This window comes from Lysobacter sp. CCNWLW3 (assembly GCF_036697405.1).
Taxonomy (GTDB): domain Bacteria; phylum Pseudomonadota; class Gammaproteobacteria; order Xanthomonadales; family Xanthomonadaceae; genus Lysobacter.
In genome coordinates, this window is the sequence record NZ_JBAHWA010000001.1 from 573,609 (window position 1) to 590,113 (window position 16,505).

The following is a 16,505-nucleotide window of genomic DNA, read 5'->3' on the forward strand; positions in this document are numbered from 1 at the left end:
AGAGGCCGTTTTCTTGCCCGCGCCGCTCAGACCTTGAAGTCGTCGAACGCGACCCGATCGTCGGCCACGCCCAGCTTGCGCAGCAACTGCCGCGTCGCCGCCAGCATCGCCGGCGGACCGCAGACGTAGAACTCGCATGCGCCCAGGTCCGGGTGCGCGCTCAACAAATGCTCGTGGGTGGCCTCGTGGACCAGGCCGCGCAGCAGCCCGTCGCCCTGCTCGGCCTGCTCTGACAGCACCAGGTGCCAGCTGAAGTTGGCGTGGCGCTGCGCGAGTTCGGCCATCTCCTCCACGTAGGGCGCTTCGCGCAGCTGGCGCGCGCCGTACCAGTAGTGCATGCGCTCGCGGCCGCCCCGATCGAGCCGGGCGTGGATCATCGCCCGCAACGGCGCCATGCCCGCGCCGCCGCCGATGAAGATCTTCTCGCGCTCGCCCGGCTGCAGGGCGAAGTCGCCGAAGGCACCGCTGAAGTCGACCGCGTCGCCGGGCTTGAGCGAGTACAGATAGGTCGACCCCTTGCCGAACAGTGTGCGCTTCTTGTGCTGGCCGCCGGGACTGAAACGCGCCAGCAGGGTCAGGCGTCCGTCGGCCTTGTCCACCGGCAAGGCCAGCGAGTACGAGCGGCGCACCGCGTCCTTGTTGTGCAGGCTGGCCGGCAGGTCCAGCGCGGCCCAATCCTGGCGATGCTGCTCGGGATAGGCGATGTCGTCGCGCCGCAGCGTGTAGTCCGGCACGTGCAGTTGCAGGTAGGCGCCGGGCTGGAACTCCGGCCCCGGCGGCGACTCCGGCCGCAGCACGATCTCGCGCAGGAACGGGGTGACCGCGGTGACCGATTCGACCGTGGCCTGGCGCTGCGTCCACAGCGCCGCGCCGCCCGCCACTTCGATCTGCAGGTCGCCGTCCAGCGCCAGATTGCAGGCCAGGCGATGGCCCAGGCGCAGTTTGCTCTCGGCCAGATGGGCGCGGTCGGCGCTGCTGGGCGCCGGTGCGACGCCGCGCACCCGCACCTCGCATAGGCCGCAGCTCTGGCCGCCACCGCAGTTCGACGGCAGCTGCAGGCCGTTGCGGGCCATGGCCAGATAAACCGTGTCGCCACGATGCGATTCCAGCGAACGCAGCTTGTCGCCGGCGTTGTCGAACACGGTCAAGGCGCGCAGCGGCCGCCAGCGCGCGGGCACGAATTCGCCCAGGCGGAAGCTGGCCACCAGCAGCCAGACGCCGGACAGCGCGATCCACAGCCCGCCGGCCGCGGCCATGATCACCAGCGGATGATTGAAATCCTGGCGCCCGCTGTAATCCATGATGTGCAACATCCAGAAGAGGTCGAACAGGCGCCAGGCGTCGTTGCGCCGTTCCAGGATGCGTCCGTCCTGCGCCGACAGGTACAGCGTGGTGCCGTCGCCGTCGTCGAAGTCCACGCGCCAGAACGGGCCGGCGTGCCCGCGCACTTCCAGCGTCGCGCGCTGCATCCATTGCGGAGCGCCCGCGCGGCCGTCGCCAACGTAGTCCGCCGCGGCCAGGCGGCTGGCGAGCGCGGCGTCGATCTTCAGCGGCCGCCCGTCGCGCGCGTCGACCAGCCAGGCCCGGCTGTGGTGGCTGAGGCGATACACCGGGCGCTCCTGCAACCAGGCCGCTTCCACGCCCTGCACCGGCTGGCCGGACCGGGCCAGCAATTGCGCCGGCGCCAGGGTGCCCGCGGGCCAGGGCCGCTCGGTCCTGGCGGCGTGAGCGCGGTGCTGGTGGCCCTCGACGGTGTCGTGATCGAGCACGCTCATCACCAGCCCGCTCGCCGTCCACAGCAGGAACTGCAGCGCGACGATCAGGCCGACCCATTTGTGCAGCTTGCGCATCCAGGGCGTCATGCCGGCCGCCTCTTGCTGAAGCTGTACAACAGCAGCCAGACGCCGCTGAGCGCGAACACCAGGCCCAGTCCGGAGGCGATCCGCAGCAGGGTGTTGTTGACGTCGCTGCGTTCCTGGTAATCCATGATGTGGAACATCCACAGGAAGTCGAACCAGCGCCACAGGTCGTGGCGCTTGGCCAGCAACTCGCCGGTCTGCGGCGAGAGATAAAGCGCGGTTTCGTTGCCGTCGGCGAAAGACACCCGCCACATCGGCACCGGCCGGGTTTTGACCTCGCTGGGCGCCACTTGCAGCAACTCGACCGTCTCGATCGAGGCCTGGCCCTGATACAGCGATAGCGCCAGGGCCCGCGCGCCCGCTTCGTCCAGGGGGCTCAAGGCTTCGCCGCTGCGCGCGTCGACCAGGCTGAGCTTGTCGCCCCGGCGCAGCTCGTAGACCTCGCGTTCCATGTAGCGCTTGAGCCGGAACCCGCTCAGGTCCGGATAGCGTTCGCGCAGGGCGTCGGGCGCGATGAACGCGGTCGACGCCGACAGCGGCTTGGCCTTGCTGTGGGCCAGATGATCGCCGTGGATGATGTCGATCGAAATGGAGGTCATGTACAGGCCGCTGACCATCCACAGCAGGGCCTGGACGCCGACCACCAGGGCGATCCATTTGTGGGCGCGGCGCGCCCAGAATGCAGGTTTCATAGCTTCACCACTCTCGATTCGTGCGCATGCCGGCGATGCCTCGGCCCCGCCGGCGAACGCCGGCAGGGCCGCTGCCTATCACCAGCGGTAGGTGGCTTTGAGGTTCCAGCGCCGGCCCAACAGGTCGTAGGTCATGGTGTCGGTGTTGGCGTCGGTCCAGCTCTGGATGAACGGCGGCGATTTGTCGAACAAGTTGTCGACGCCGGCCGAGAGCGCGAAGGCCTCGCTGAAGGCGTACTTCAATTGGACGTTGTGGTAGCTCACGCTGGGCGCGCGATCGCCGATGTCGCCGCGTTCGGCGTTGATGTCGTCGGCCGAACCGATGTACTGCAGGCTGTACGAACCCGACCAGGGACCGCGCGCCAGGGTCAGCGAGGCGAACGAACGCCACTGCGTGTAACTGCCGCGGCCGCCGGTGATCTTGCCGGCGTAGCGGATCTCGTCCGCACCCAGGAACGGACGCACGTCGTAGTTCTTCAGGTACGACACGTCCCAGCTCAGGTTCGCATCCCAGCCGGCCAGATCGAACTGGTACAGCAGGCCCAGGTCGATGCCCGAGACCCGCTCGCTGGCGGCGTTGACCGGCTGCGCGGACAGGAAATCGATCTCGCCGGTAAGCGGATTGCGGGTGAAGTTGTCGGCGCTGCAGAACGGGTGGCTCAGGCCCGGCGTGTTGTAGCAGACCGAGAGCTTGGTCGAGCCGTCGATGCGCTGGATCGCATGATCGATCCTGATCTTGTAGTAATCCAGGGTCAGGGTCAGATCGGGCGCGAAGCTCGGCGTCCAGACCGCGCCCACGGTCAGGGTTTCGGCGTCCTCGGGCTCGAGCTCGGCGTTGCCGCCGACCGTGGTCAGCACCGAGTTGCCCAACTGGGTGTAGCCCACCGGCACGCCCGCGGCCTGGCAGTTCTGGTAGACCACCGACGAGGCTGGCTTGCCGCTCCAGCCGCTGCAGGGATCGGTGGTGGTCAGGTTGCCCTCGGACACGCCGCCGAACAGCTCGGGCACGTTCGGGATGCGGAACGCGGTCGCGTAGTTGGCGCGCACTTTGAGCGAGGGCACCACCTGCCAGTCCAGGCCGACCTTGTAGTTGGTGTCGGCGCCGAACAGGTCGTAATCCGAGTAGCGCACCGCGGCGTTGAGGGTCAGCGCATCGGCGAAGGCCTTGCCCTGCAGCAGCGGCACCGCGATCTCGGCGAACACTTCCTTGGCGGTGTACTCGCCGGCGATGCGCTGCTGCTGGTTGGTGTTGGCGATGCCCAGCACGGTCAGCGGATCCGGATCGCGCCAGCCGCGTTCCTTGCGCACCTCCACGCCGGTCGCCAGCCCCACCCAGCCGGCCGGCAGCTCGAACAGTTGGCCGCTGACGTTGGCGGTGAAGCTCTTCTGCTCGTTGCCGCCGGTGTCGCGGGTGGTGAACATGATGTAGTCCAGCACCTGCCGGGTCATGTCGCCGTAGCCAAGATAGTCGGCGCAGGGAATCGCCGCGCCGGGCGCGTTGCTGCACAGGGCGGTGTTCAAGGTCTGATCGACGCGGTCGAGATTGGCGACGTTGCTGGAGCCGTCGATGCCGGTGTTGCGGCCCCAGTTCAGCGCCGCCGACCAGTCCCAGCCCAGGCCGAACTTGCCGTCCAGGCCCAGCACCACGCGGAAGGTGTCGGTCTCCTGGTAGAACTCGCGCACCCCGCCCTCCTGCAGGCGCCGGCGCTGCAGCAGCAGGTCCTGCCCGGTCGGATTGGTCGGATGATTGGCGGCGATGTTGATCGGCCGGTACTGGCCGATCGCGCCCGGCGTGGCGAGCTGGTTGGAACGGCGATTGGTGTACATCAGCTCGGTGAACAGGCGCAGGTCGTCGCTGAGATTCAAGTTGCCGAAGCTGCTGAAGCTCAGGCGTTTGATCGGGTTGACCGCGTTGAGATAGGGATTGCTATTGTAGTTGTGCTTGGCCGGCGAATAGGTCTCGTAGAAATCGCCGTCGCCGTTGGGGTCCTGGTTGAAGTTCACCCGCCGCCCGTCGGCGAGCACGGCGCGGCCGCCGATCGTGGTCGAACTGCCCACGCAGACCAGCTGGCCGTTGGACTCGCCCAGGCCGCAGGGCGCGCGGTCGGCCATGTTGACCGTGCCGCCTTCGGTGTAGTTGACCGCGGCCATGATCGAACCACCCTCGCCGCTCATGCCCCAGGTCAGGTCCACCGCGGTCTCGTCGCCGTCGCCCTGGAAGGTCTGGCCGTAGCGCAGCGAGGCCTCGACGCCGTCGAATTTCTTCTTGGTGATGATGTTGACCACGCCGGCCACCGCGTCGGCACCGTAGATCGCCGATGCGCCGTCCTTGAGCACTTCGACGCGCTCGATCAGCGCGATCGGGATCACGTTGAGATCGACCGAGCTGTTGGCGCCGGTGCCGCCGTTGACGATGCGGCGGCCGTTCAACAGCACCAGGGTGCGGTTGATGCCCAGACCGCGCAGATTGACTTGGGTGGTGCCGTAGCCGTTGTCGGCCCAGTAGGCATTGGTCTGGTTGCCGGCGAAACCCGCGGCCGCCGGCAAACGCTGCAGCAAGGTGTCGATGGAAATCGCGCCGGAACGCTGGATCGCTTCGCGGTCGAGCACGGTGACCGGCCCGACGCCGGAAATCTGCGCGCGTTTGATATGGCTGCCGGTGACGGTGACCGTATCGATGGTCGTCGCATCCTGCGCGGTGTCTTCCGTGGGGGCGGCCGGTGCGGCGGTTTGGGCGTAGGCGGCCTGGCAGATACCGGCGGACAGCATCAGGCCTATCGCGGTAGCGAGGTGGTTGCGCTTGCAGTACATGGAATTCCCCGAACGGTTTGTGATCTGGCTAGCGAGCGCCCATGGCGATGCCCACGCGGCTGCGCGGAGATGGCGAAAGGCGACGGAGACCACCACGCAGGTGGCCGGACCGGATCAGGCGATCGGAGGTCGGAATACGCCGGTAGCGGCGGCAGGAACCACGGACGCGGGCGCCGGCGTCGGCGGCTGGTCGGCAAGACGGTGTTGCGCGGCGAACGGAACGCTGTGCACCACGGCCAGCACCGGGAAAGCGCAGGCGCAGCAGCCCGAACCGCTGCCGCAATCGCAGTCGCGGTGCGGCGTGCGGCCCTGCTCGTGGGAAGCGTCGTTCTCGCAATCCGGATCGGCGGCGAGCCCGTCCCGGGATTCGGCGGCGACGCTGGCCGCGGCGGCGACGGCGCCCTCGGCGGCCATGGCGCTGGAAGTCCACAGCGACAGCGTGCCTTCGAGGCAGAACGCCACGATCAACAGGCAACGCAGGAGTGTGCCGAGAGAGAACATAGGCCGCTGTGACGAGAACGCCCCGATGAAATAGCACGACAAAAAAGCGTGTGTCAACCGCGTGACGAATGGCATGCCGAGTGTGTCGTTCGACGCGGACAACGCGGCCTGGACATGGATGCCGCAGCTGCATCGATGCGGTCCGGCATGGATCGCCGATTCAGCCGTCACCGATTCAGCCGCCGCCGATCAGCCGCCGATTCAGCCGCCACCGATCCCGGACCAACGCGCCGCGAGGGCGATGCGCAAGGGATTGCCCGGGTCCGCCAACAGTTTCACCGTCAGCGCCAGGCAGATCACCACCAGCACCGGCCGCACCGCGCGCGCACCGAAGCGCATGGCCGCATGCGCGCCGACCTGGCCGCCGGCGACGCTGGCCACGGCCATGGCCAATCCCAGCAACCACAGCACGTGCCCGCCGGCGATCATCACCGCCAGCGCGGCCAGGTTGCTGGCCAGGTTGAAAAACTTGGTCTGCGCGGTCGCGCGCACCACGCCCAGGCCGCCCAACGCGACCAGCACCGTGGCCATGAACGAGCCGGTGCCGGGACCGAAGAAACCGTCGTAGGCGCCGATCAACGCGATCAGCGCCGCCAATGCGTAGGGGCCGATGCGCTGGTGGCTGTCCTGGTCGCTCATGCGCGGCGCGAGCAGGAAGTACACCGCCATCGCGATCAGCAGCAAGGGAATCACGCCGCTGAGGAAGGACGGATCCAGCCGCTGCAGCAGCCAGGCGCCGCCGGCCGAGCCCACGAACGCGCCCAGCGCGGGCAAGGCGTAGCGGCGGAAATCGATATGGCCCTTGCGCGCGAAGGCGAACACCGCGCTGGAGGTGCCGATCGCGCTTTGCAGCTTGTTGGTGGCGATGGCCGCGACCGGCGGAATGCCCACCGCCATCAGCGCCGGGATGGTCAGCAGCCCGCCGCCGCCGGCGAGCGCGTCGATGGCGCCGGCGACGAAGGCCACGGCCATGAGGAAGGCGACGACCTCCAGCGAGAACTCCATCGGCGGCGCACCTGATTCCGGGAGCGCGCATTGTCTCCGCTGCGCCTCGTCCATGAAAGCGCGATGCGGGCGCGTGGCCGTCTTCGCCAGGATCGGCTAGGCCGGCTCGCGATGCGTGATTACCAACTGGACCGCATCGCCGCCGCGGTAATCGTCCGGCTCCAGCCGATAGGCGATGCGCACCCGCGCCGGCGGCGGATCGCCGTGCCAGCCGCCGAACTCGATCGCGTTCAAGCGCCGGCCCTGGTGGCCGAGTTCGAGCTTGAGATGGCGCTCGCCGACCACGCGCCAGCCCAGCACCGGGAACTCGCCGTCGAACTGCGGTTCGGGGAAGCCCTGCCCCCAAGGCCCGCCGTCGCGCAGCGACTCGGCGCTGGCGCGGTCGAACTCGCCCGCGCCGAGTTCGCCGTCGCTGAGCACGTCGGCCTGCAACAGCTCGGGGGTGAGCAAGGCGCCGGCGCAGCGCTCGAAGGCGCTGCGGAACGCATCCAGCGAGGCGCGGTGCAGCGACAGGCCGGCGGCCATGGCGTGGCCGCCGAAGCGCTCGATCAGCTCGGGGTGCTGCGCGGCCACGTCGGCCAGCGCGTCGCGGATATGGAAACCGGGAATCGAACGCGCCGAGCCGCGCAGCGCGTCGCTGCCGGGTTCGGCGGGCGCGAACGCGATCACCGGCCGGTGCAGGCGCTCCTTCATCTTCGAGGCGACCAGGCCGACCACGCCCGGGTGCCAGTCCTCGTCGAACAAACAGACCGCGAGCGGCGCATAAGCCGCATCCAGCGCGACCTTGGCGAACGCGACCGCGGCCTCGTCGGTCATCTGCTGCTGCACCGCGCGCCGCTCGGAGTTGATCTCGTTGAGGCTGTGGGCGATCTCGCGGGCCTGCGCCTCGTTCTCGGTCAGCAGGCATTCGATGCCCAGGGCCATGTCTTCGAGCCGGCCGGCGGCGTTGAGGCGCGGCGCCAGCGCGTAGCCGATGTCGGCGGCGGTCAGGCGGCGCGCGTCGCGTTGCGAAACTTCGATCAGGGCGCGCAGGCCGGCCCCGCCCTGCCCCGCGCGCAGCCGGCGCAGACCGGCCGCGACCAGGGCGCGGTTGTTGGCGTCCAGCGGCACCAGGTCGGCGACGGTGCCGACCGCGACCAGGTCCAGCAGCACCTGCAGATCCGGTCCGTTGCCTTCGCAGCGCCCTTGCGCGCGCAGTACGCGACGCAGCGCCAGCAGCACGTAGAACATCACCCCGACCCCGGCCAGGGCCTTGCTCGGGAACGCATCGCCGGGCAGGTTGGGATCGACGATCGCGTCCGCTGGCGGCAGATGCTCGCCGGGCAGATGGTGGTCGGTGACCAGCACCTGCCAGCCGCGCGCCTTGGCCGCGGCGATGCCGGCATGGCAGGCGATGCCGTGATCGACGGTGACCAGCAGATCGGGCTGCAGCGCGGCCAGTTCGTCCACCAGCGCCGGCGACAGGCCGTAGCCGTGCACCATGCGATTGGGCACCGCGTGCGAAACCCGGCGCGCGCCGAGCATGCGCAGGCCGCGCACGCCGACCGCGCAGGCGGTGGCGCCGTCGCAGTCGAAGTCGCCGACCACGACGATGTGGCGGTCGCCGGCGATCGCGTCGGCGAGCAAGGCGGTGGCGGCGTCCAGGCCGCCGAGGCCGTCGGGCGGCAGCAGCTGGGCCAGGCGCGGCTGCGCCTGTTCGATCGCGATCGCGCCGCGCGCGGCGTACACCCGGCGCAGCAGCGGCGACACGCTGTCGGGCCAGGCGCCGGGGTCGGCGATCTCGCGCCGGCGCAGGCGGGCGGCCTGGTTCATGCGCGCGCCGTCATGGCTGCAGCGAGCGCAGGGGCCGGCGCCAGAAGCGCCAGCGCTGGCCGCGCGCGAGTTCGAAAGCTTCGCTGTCGCCGAACTCCAGCGCGATCCGCTGGACCCGGCCGGCGTCGAGCTCAGCGCCCAGCGGCGTCAGCCAGTCGCGCTCCAGCGCCTGCAGGTCGCGCGCGCGGCGCAGGTCGACCGCGAGGTCGCCCTCGCCCGCGCTCCAACGCGGCGGCAGCGCGGCCACGCGCGCGCCGGCCAGCGAGCCCAGGGCGGTCAGCGCTTCGTCGTCGCTGCAGATGCGCGCGTAGGCGCTGCGCACGTGATCGGGCAGCACGCCGGCACCCCAGAACCACAGCGAGTTCACCGGCGCCTGGCCGGCGGCGATGCGCTGGGCGTTGCGCGGGTGGTTGTGCAGCAGCACCTGCGCCTCGCTCAGCAGCGAACGCCAGCGCCGGCCCTCGGGGCTGTTGTCGGCCGCGTCCGGCAGATGCTCGAACAGGTCGGCGCCGAGCGCGGTCTCCGGGCTGGCGAACGCCGGCAGCCTGGCGCCCTGCGGCAGACGCAGGTACCAGCGCGAAGGCAGCGGCGCGTCGATCGGGAAACCGGCGTCGCCGAAGGCCGGCTTGAGCGTGCGCAGGAAATCGGCGGCCTCGGCCTCGTCCAGGCCCAGGGCCTGGCCGTAGGCGAGCAGGCGCGCGCCGTTGAGATCGGGGCGCACGTAGGCCGGGTCGGCGCGCAACCAGGCCGCGTTGGCGGCGTCGCGGGCGTCGCGCTGACGGGTGGCCGCGGCCACCGGCCAGCCGCGCGGCAGCACGTCGAGCACGCGCGCGAGCGGATCGCCGCTGCGCTCGACACGGTCGGCGCGCGCGAGCCGGCGGCCCAGCTCCTCGGACAGGCGCTGCCCGCCGAAGCGCTCGCGCTCGGGCAGCAGCAGGGTCGCGGTGGTGGGCGTCATGCGCGGCCTCGCGGTCGCGGCCTGCTCAGCCGGCGTAACTGACGCCGACGATTTCGTACTCGTGGGTGCCGCCCGGTGCCTCGATGACGACGCTGTCGCCCTCGTGCTTGCCGATCAGCGCGCGCGCGACCGGCGAGGAAATCGCGATCAGGCCCTGCTTGATGTCGGCTTCCAGGTCGCCCACGATCTGGTAGGTGCGCTCTTCGTCGGTGTCGACGTCGGCCAGCTCCACGGTGGCGCCGAACACGATCTTGGAGCCGGCGTTGAGGGTGGACACGTCGATCAGCTGGGCGTGCGAGAGCTCGGACTCGAGCTGCTTGATGCGGCCCTCGATGAAGCTCTGCTGCTCGCGCGCGGCGTGATACTCGGCGTTCTCCTTGAGGTCGCCGTGCGCGCGCGCCTCGGCGATCGCATTGATCACGGCCGGTCGCTTGACCGACTTCAGCTCTTCCAGTTCCGCGCGCAGGCGCTGCGCGCCCTTCACCGTGATCGGTGCTCTCATCTCGTCGTTCCTCGTGCCGGCCGGCGGCCGGTCGCTTGCGTTTGCAAAGTTCGATTGTGCCGCGAACGCGGCCGCTTGGCACCCCATCGGGCGCCGCCGGGAAAATCCGGGAAAACTGGCCGGACGCCCGCGTCTGGCGCGCGGGCGTCCGGGACGCGGAGCCGCTCCGCGTCCGCTACGGCCTGGGACGCGGAGCCGGTCCGCGCCCCTGCCGGCTCAGGCCGCGCCCTGGATCTGCGCGTGCAGCTCCTGCAGCGACCACACCGGGCCCTGGCCGCGGTAGTCCAGCGAGTTCACCAGCGCGCGCGCACCGGACACCGTGGTCGAATAGGTGATGCGCGCCTGCAGCGCCTCGCGGCGGATCGAGAACGAGTCCGAGATCGCCTGGCGGCCTTCGGTGGTGTTGATGATGTAGACGATCTCGCCGTTCTTGATCAGGTCGACCACGTGCGGGCGGCCCTCGGTGACCTTGTTGACCACTTCGCAGGCCACGCCGTGGCCGCTGAAGAAGGCTTGGGTGCCGCTGGTGGCGACCAGGCTGTAACCGCGGCGCACCAGTTCCTGCGCCACCGACAGCACGCGCTGCTTGTCCGGGTCGCGCACCGAGACGAACACCTTGCCCACCGGCGGCGCCTTGATGCCGCCGGCTTCCTGGGCGCGCGCCATGGCCGCGCCGAAGTTCTTGCCCACGCCCATGACCTCGCCGGTGGAACGCATCTCCGGCCCGAGGATCGGGTCCACGCCCTGGAACTTGGCGAACGGGAAGATCGCTTCCTTGACCGAGTAGTAGTCCGGCACGATCTCCTCCAGCGCGCCCTGCGAGGCCAGGGTCTGGCCAACCATGCAGCGCGCGGCGATCTTGGCCAGGGCCATGCCGGTGGCCTTGGACACGAACGGCACCGTGCGCGAGGCGCGCGGGTTCACTTCGATCAGGAAGATGGTGTCGCGGCCTTCGGCGTCGGTCTGGATCGCGAACTGGGTGTTCATCAGGCCGACGACCTTGAGCGACTTGGCCAGGGCCACGACCTGCTTGCGCAGCTCGTCCTGGGTCGCCTGCGACAGCGAGTACGGCGGCAGCGAGCACGAGGAGTCGCCGGAGTGCACGCCGGCTTCTTCGATGTGCTCCATCACGCCGCCGATCAGCACGTGGCCTTCGCGGTCGGCGATGATGTCCACGTCGACTTCGACGGCGTTGTCGAGGAAGCGGTCCAGCAGCACCGGCGAGTCGTTGGAGACCTTGACCGCGTCGCGGATATAGCGCGTGAGGTCGGCGTCGGAGTAGACGATCTCCATCGCGCGGCCGCCGAGCACGTAGCTGGGACGCACCACCATCGGGTAGCCGATCTGGTTGGCCAGCACCAGGGCTTCGTCGGGGTTGCGAGCGGTGCGGTTGATCGGCTGCGCCAGGCCCAGTTGCTGGACCAACTGCTGGAAGCGCTCGCGGTCCTCGGCCAGGTCGATGCTGTCCGGGCTGGTGCCGATGATCGGCACGCCGTTGGCTTCCAGCGCGCGCGCCAGCTTGAGCGGGGTCTGGCCGCCGTACTGCACGATCACGCCCTTGGGCTTCTCCAGGTCGGCGATCTCCAGCACGTCTTCCAGCGTCAGCGGCTCGAAGTACAGGCGGTCGGAGGTGTCGTAGTCGGTGGAGACCGTCTCCGGGTTGCAGTTGACCATGATGGTTTCGTAGCCGTCCTCGCGCAGGGCGAGCGCGGCGTGCACGCAGCAGTAGTCGAACTCGATGCCCTGGCCGATGCGGTTGGGGCCGCCGCCGAGCACGATGATCTTGTCGCGGTTGCTCGGCTGCGCCTCGCACTCGTCCTCGTAGGTCGAGTACATGTAGGCGGTGGTGGTGGCGAACTCGGCCGCGCAGGAGTCCACGCGCTTGTACACCGGGCGCACGCCGAAGGCGCGGCGCAGGGTGCGCACGGCGGTCTCGTCGGTGCCGGTGAGCTGGGCGATGCGCGCGTCGGAGAAGCCCATGCGCTTGAGCGCGCGCATGCTGGCCTTGTCCAGCGAGGCCAGGCCGGCCTCGGCGAGCTTGCGCTCGGCGGCGATCAGCTCCTCGATCTGGTCCAGGAACCAGGGATCGACGAAGGACAGCGCGTGCACGTCCTCCACGCTCATGCCGGCGCGGAAGGCGTCGCCGATATGGAACATGCGCTCCGGGCCCGGCTCCTTGAGCTCGCGGCGCAGCTTGGCCAGGTCGGCTTCGCTGGACAGGTCCAGGCCGGTCGGGTCGAGGCCGACCTTGCCGGTCTCCAGGCCACGCAGGGCCTTGTGCAGCGATTCCTGGAAGGTCCGGCCCATCGCCATGACTTCGCCGACCGACTTCATCTGCGTGGTCAGGCGCGCGTCGGCCTGCGGGAACTTCTCGAAGGCGAAGCGCGGAATCTTGGTGACCACGTAGTCGATGGTCGGCTCGAACGAGGCCGGGGTGGCGCCGCCGGTGATCTCGTTGCGCAGTTCGTCCAGGGTGTAGCCGATCGCCAGCTTGGCGGCGATCTTGGCGATCGGGAAGCCGGTGGCCTTGGACGCCAGCGCCGAGGAACGCGACACGCGCGGGTTCATCTCGATCACGACCACGCGGCCGTTCTGGGCGTTGATGCCGAACTGCACGTTGGAGCCGCCGGTATCGACGCCGATCTTGCGCAGCACCGCGATCGAGGCGTCGCGCAGGCGCTGGTATTCCTTGTCGGTCAGGGTCTGCGCCGGGGCGACGGTGATCGAGTCGCCGGTGTGCACGCCCATGGCGTCGAAGTTTTCGATCGAGCACACGATGATGCAGTTGTCCGCGGTGTCGCGGACCACTTCCATCTCGAACTCCTTCCAGCCCAGCACCGATTCCTCGACCAGGATCTCGTGCACCGGCGACAGCTCGAGGCCGCGCTTGGCGATCTCCTCGAACTCCTCCTTGTTGTAGGCGATGCCGCCGCCGCTGCCGCCCAGGGTGAAGCTGGGGCGGATGATGGTCGGATAGCCGACCCGGGTCTGGATGTCGACGGCCTGCTCGAAGCTGCGCGCGACCTCGGCCTTGGGGCACTCCAGGCCGATCTCGGCCATGGCCACGCGGAACAGTTCGCGGTCCTCGGCCATGCGGATGGCGTCGCGCTTGGCGCCGATCAGCTCGACGTTGTACTTCTCCAGCACACCGTTATCGGCCAGGTCCAGCGCGCAGTTCAGCGCGGTCTGGCCGCCCATGGTCGGCAGCAGCGCATCGGGCTTTTCCTTGGCGATGATCTTCTCGACCGTCTGCCAGTTGATCGGCTCGATGTACACGGCGTCGGCCATGTTCGGGTCGGTCATGATCGTGGCCGGATTGCTGTTCACCAGCACCACGCGATAACCCTCGTCGCGCAGCGCCTTGCAGGCCTGCGCGCCCGAGTAGTCGAATTCGCAGGCCTGACCGATCACGATCGGCCCGGCGCCGATGATCAGGACGGTTTTGATGTCGGTGCGCTTGGGCATTTAGATCACTCGAGTATCGTGGAAGGCGGCACGTCGCAGGTCGTCATCGCGCCCAGCATCAGCTTCAGCACCAGACGGGTGCCGATGCTCTTGCCGGCGTCGCTGTTCTCCTGCGCCGTCTTGGAGGGGTTGAAGGCTTCGCCGATGCCGACCAGTTCGCGCAGCGGCGCGTTGTCGGCGTCGGTGATGAAGTCCACGAAGGACAGCATCTGGTCGGCCTTCATCTTCTTCATCACTTCGCTGGTCTCGACCTTCTTGCCGGTCTGGGCTTCGTCGACGCCGGCGTTGATGAAGTCGGAGAACACGCTGGCGGCGCCGCCCTTGAGCAGGGCCATGTCGGCGTCGATGCGTTCGGGATGGGCCTGCACGTACGTGAGGGCTTCGGCGCGCTTGCTGCGGCGGTAGCCGGTGGTCGACAGTTCGCTGCGCAGGCAGCCCAGCTGCTTGGGGGTGACCTTGTCGGCCTTGCCCTGCAGCGGCCACTCGGGATCGGCGGCGGCGGCATCGTCGAGGATCTTGCCGAACGGCAGCATCTGCAGCATCACCTCGGTGAGGCCGTCGGCCTGCGCCTGCGCGTTCTGGGCGGACACGGTGAAGGGCAGCAGCGCCAACAACGCGGCGGCGGCGACGGCATTGCAGCGGGCTTGCAGGGTCATTCCTTGTCTCCGTTGGGTAAGCGTCGCGGGGTGTGCGGGATGGGCATGTCAGTACAGGCGGTCCCGCCAATCGGCGGGCGGCAGCCAGGTGATCTGCTGCGCGCCCTGGGCGTCGATGGCGCCCTGGCGCACGGCGGCGAGCACCGCGGCGTTCATTTCGTCCCAGCTGCGAGCGTCGTGGCCGATGCGCGCGCCGATGCGGTTGTTGTGCGCGTCCATGGCGCGGCTGCGGTTGCCCTGCCCGTCGCGCTCCATGACCCAGGTGACCCAGTCCACCAGGCGCGGCGAGGTGGTGTAGGCGACCACGGCGCTGGCCAGGGAATGCCGGTAGGCGTCGGCGGGGCCGTTGCGCCCGCCCGGCAGGCCGGCGGCGAAGAAGTGCGAATACACCGCGATCAGGACGAAGGCCGGATAAGCCGCGAACACGGCGCCGGCGGCCAGCCAACGGCGCCAGCGGCGCGCGAGCTTGCGCGCTGCGGTCGCGGCCATGGCCGGCGCGGCGCTCATCAGGCCTTGGGCATCTCGATGCCGCAACGCTCGGACACGCGCTGGCCCAACTGCTCGATCTGCGCCGGGCTGACGTCGGTGTCGGGGAACTCGCGCTCCAGCACCTTGGCGGCCGGGCTCTGCATGAACTCCATCACCTGCATCAGCTCTTCGGCGTTCATGCCCTTGAAGAACTCGACCGCCTCGGCCTTGGGCGCGCCGTCGACGGCGTTGTCGATGTTGCCCTTGACCTGCGCGCGCATGCCGGCGACGAACTTGGCGCCGCCCTGGGTCTGGCCGAAGCGGGTCCAGGCGGCGATGGTCTCGCCGTCGCCGAACAGCTGGCGGAAGGCATCGACCATGCTGGTCCTGAACTCCGGCAGCAGTTGGCCCTTGATGCAACCGCGCTGGCTGGCGCTGAAACCCTTGAACTCTTCGGCGTTGTCGATCTTGCCGGCGATCACGCGCTCGATGGCGACGTCGAAACCCAGCAGCTGCTGGATCTGCGCGACTTCGGCATCGGTCGGCACGGCCGCGTCGGCCGGGGCCGTCCAGGCCAGCCCCGCCACCAGGGCGGCGGCGAACGCTAAGGCCTTCATCGCGCCGACTCCATGCTGGCGACGAAGCGATCGAACAGCGGCGCGACGTCGTGCGGGCCCGGGCTGGCTTCCGGGTGGCCCTGGAAACTGAAGGCCGGCGCGTCGCTGAGCTCGATGCCCTGGTTGCTGCCGTCGAACAGCGAGCGGTGGATCACCCGCACGTTGGCCGGCAGCGTGGCCTCGTCGACCGCGAAGCCGTGGTTCTGCGAGGTGATCATGACCCGCCCCGTATCCAGGTCCTGGACCGGGTGGTTGGCGCCGTGGTGGCCGAATTTCATCTTCAGGGTCTTGGCGCCCGCGGCCAGGCCCAGCAGCTGATGGCCCAGGCAGATGCCGAAGGTCGGCAGCTTGCGCGCCAGGAACTCGCCGATCGCGGCGATCGCGTAGTCGCAGGGCTCCGGATCGCCGGGGCCGTTGGACAGGAACACTCCGTCGGGTTTCAGCGCCAGCACCTCGGCGGCCGAGGTCTGCGCCGGCACCACGGTCACCCGGCAGCCGCGCTCGGCGAGCATGCGCAGGATGTTGCGCTTGACGCCGAAATCGTAGGCGACGACATGGAAACGCGGTTCGGCCTGGACGAAGGCGTTGGCGTCCAGATCGAGCTGGCCGTCGCGCCATTCGTAGCGTTCGCGGGTGCTCACTTCCTTGGCCAGGTCCATGCCCTTCAGGCCGGGGAACTTGCGCGCGGCCTCGATGGCCTGGGCGGCGTTTATGCCCTCGCCCGCCATCAGCGCGCCGTTCTGGGCGCCGCGGTCGCGCAGCAGACGGGTCAGCTTGCGGGTGTCGATATCGGCGATCGCGACCACGCCGCGCTCGGCCAGCCACTGCGGCAGCGCGACCTGGCTGCGCCAATTGCTGGGGCGGCGCGGCACGTCGCGCACGATCAGGCCCGAGGCCCAGACCTGGCCGGCTTCGTCGTCCTGGTCGGTGCAGCCGGTGTTGCCCACGTGCGGATAGGTCAGCGTGACCAGTTGGCGCGCGTAGGACGGATCGGTGAGGATTTCCTGGTAACCGGTGATGGCGGTATTGAAGACGACTTCGCCGACGCTGAGGCCGGGCGCGCCTACGGAAACGCCCTCGAATACGGTGCCGTCTTCGAGAGCGAGGATTGCGGGTTGGGTCACGGGGGTCGCCTTGGCTGCCGAGGATACTGACCCCG

At 69.4% G+C, this 16,505-nt stretch carries 13 protein-coding genes; all 13 read right to left on the reverse strand.

Going from position 1 to position 16,505, the window contains the following annotated elements; all coding sequences use genetic code 11:
- Positions 1-26 precede the first annotated feature (26 nt).
- Complete coding sequence (locus tag V1318_RS02610; RefSeq protein ID WP_332937462.1) at positions 27-1,862, reverse strand: 2Fe-2S iron-sulfur cluster-binding protein; 1,836 nt, start codon at positions 1,860-1,862, stop codon at positions 27-29.
- Positions 1,859-2,551: a PepSY domain-containing protein gene (locus tag V1318_RS02615; protein ID WP_332937463.1), complete on the reverse strand. Its 693-nt coding sequence runs from the start codon at positions 2,549-2,551 to the stop codon at positions 1,859-1,861. The genes V1318_RS02610 and V1318_RS02615 overlap by 4 nt, the downstream gene beginning before the upstream one ends.
- A gap of 78 nt (positions 2,552-2,629) precedes the next feature.
- On the reverse strand, positions 2,630-5,320 hold the full coding sequence (locus V1318_RS02620) for a TonB-dependent receptor (protein WP_332937465.1): 2,691 nt from the start codon (positions 5,318-5,320) through the stop codon (positions 2,630-2,632).
- A 156-nt stretch (positions 5,321-5,476) separates the two neighbouring features.
- Positions 5,477-6,034, reverse strand: a complete 558-nt coding sequence (locus V1318_RS02625; protein ID WP_332937466.1) for a CopL family metal-binding regulatory protein — start codon at positions 6,032-6,034, stop codon at positions 5,477-5,479.
- A 30-nt stretch (positions 6,035-6,064) separates the two neighbouring features.
- A complete protein-coding gene (locus V1318_RS02630; protein WP_332937467.1) occupies positions 6,065-6,868 on the reverse strand; it encodes a TSUP family transporter in 804 nt (267 codons plus the stop codon).
- A gap of 96 nt (positions 6,869-6,964) precedes the next feature.
- Positions 6,965-8,680: a single-stranded-DNA-specific exonuclease RecJ gene (gene recJ, locus V1318_RS02635; protein WP_332937468.1), complete on the reverse strand. Its 1,716-nt coding sequence runs from the start codon at positions 8,678-8,680 to the stop codon at positions 6,965-6,967.
- 10 nt (positions 8,681-8,690) lie between these two features.
- A complete protein-coding gene (locus V1318_RS02640; RefSeq protein WP_332937470.1) occupies positions 8,691-9,638 on the reverse strand; it encodes a phosphoglycerate mutase in 948 nt (315 codons plus the stop codon).
- Positions 9,639-9,663: 25 nt separating this feature from the next.
- A complete protein-coding gene (gene greA / locus V1318_RS02645; protein ID WP_332937472.1) occupies positions 9,664-10,140 on the reverse strand; it encodes a transcription elongation factor GreA in 477 nt (158 codons plus the stop codon).
- 216 nt (positions 10,141-10,356) lie between these two features.
- Positions 10,357-13,605, reverse strand: coding sequence for a carbamoyl-phosphate synthase large subunit (gene carB / locus V1318_RS02650; RefSeq protein WP_332937473.1), 3,249 nt, complete (start codon positions 13,603-13,605; stop codon positions 10,357-10,359).
- Positions 13,606-13,610: 5 nt separating this feature from the next.
- Positions 13,611-14,261 (reverse strand): hypothetical protein, encoded by a 651-nt coding sequence (locus tag V1318_RS02655; RefSeq protein ID WP_332937475.1) that lies wholly within the window; start codon positions 14,259-14,261, stop codon positions 13,611-13,613.
- Between the two features lie 48 nt (positions 14,262-14,309).
- Positions 14,310-14,768 (reverse strand): hypothetical protein, encoded by a 459-nt coding sequence (locus V1318_RS02660; RefSeq protein ID WP_332937477.1) that lies wholly within the window; start codon positions 14,766-14,768, stop codon positions 14,310-14,312.
- Positions 14,768-15,346, reverse strand: a complete 579-nt coding sequence (locus tag V1318_RS02665; protein ID WP_332937478.1) for a hypothetical protein — start codon at positions 15,344-15,346, stop codon at positions 14,768-14,770. Before V1318_RS02665 ends, V1318_RS02660 begins: the two co-directional genes overlap by 1 nt.
- Complete coding sequence (gene carA, locus V1318_RS02670) at positions 15,343-16,470, reverse strand: glutamine-hydrolyzing carbamoyl-phosphate synthase small subunit (protein ID WP_332937479.1); 1,128 nt, start codon at positions 16,468-16,470, stop codon at positions 15,343-15,345. Before carA ends, V1318_RS02665 begins: the two co-directional genes overlap by 4 nt.
- Between the last annotated feature and the right edge of the window lie 35 nt (positions 16,471-16,505).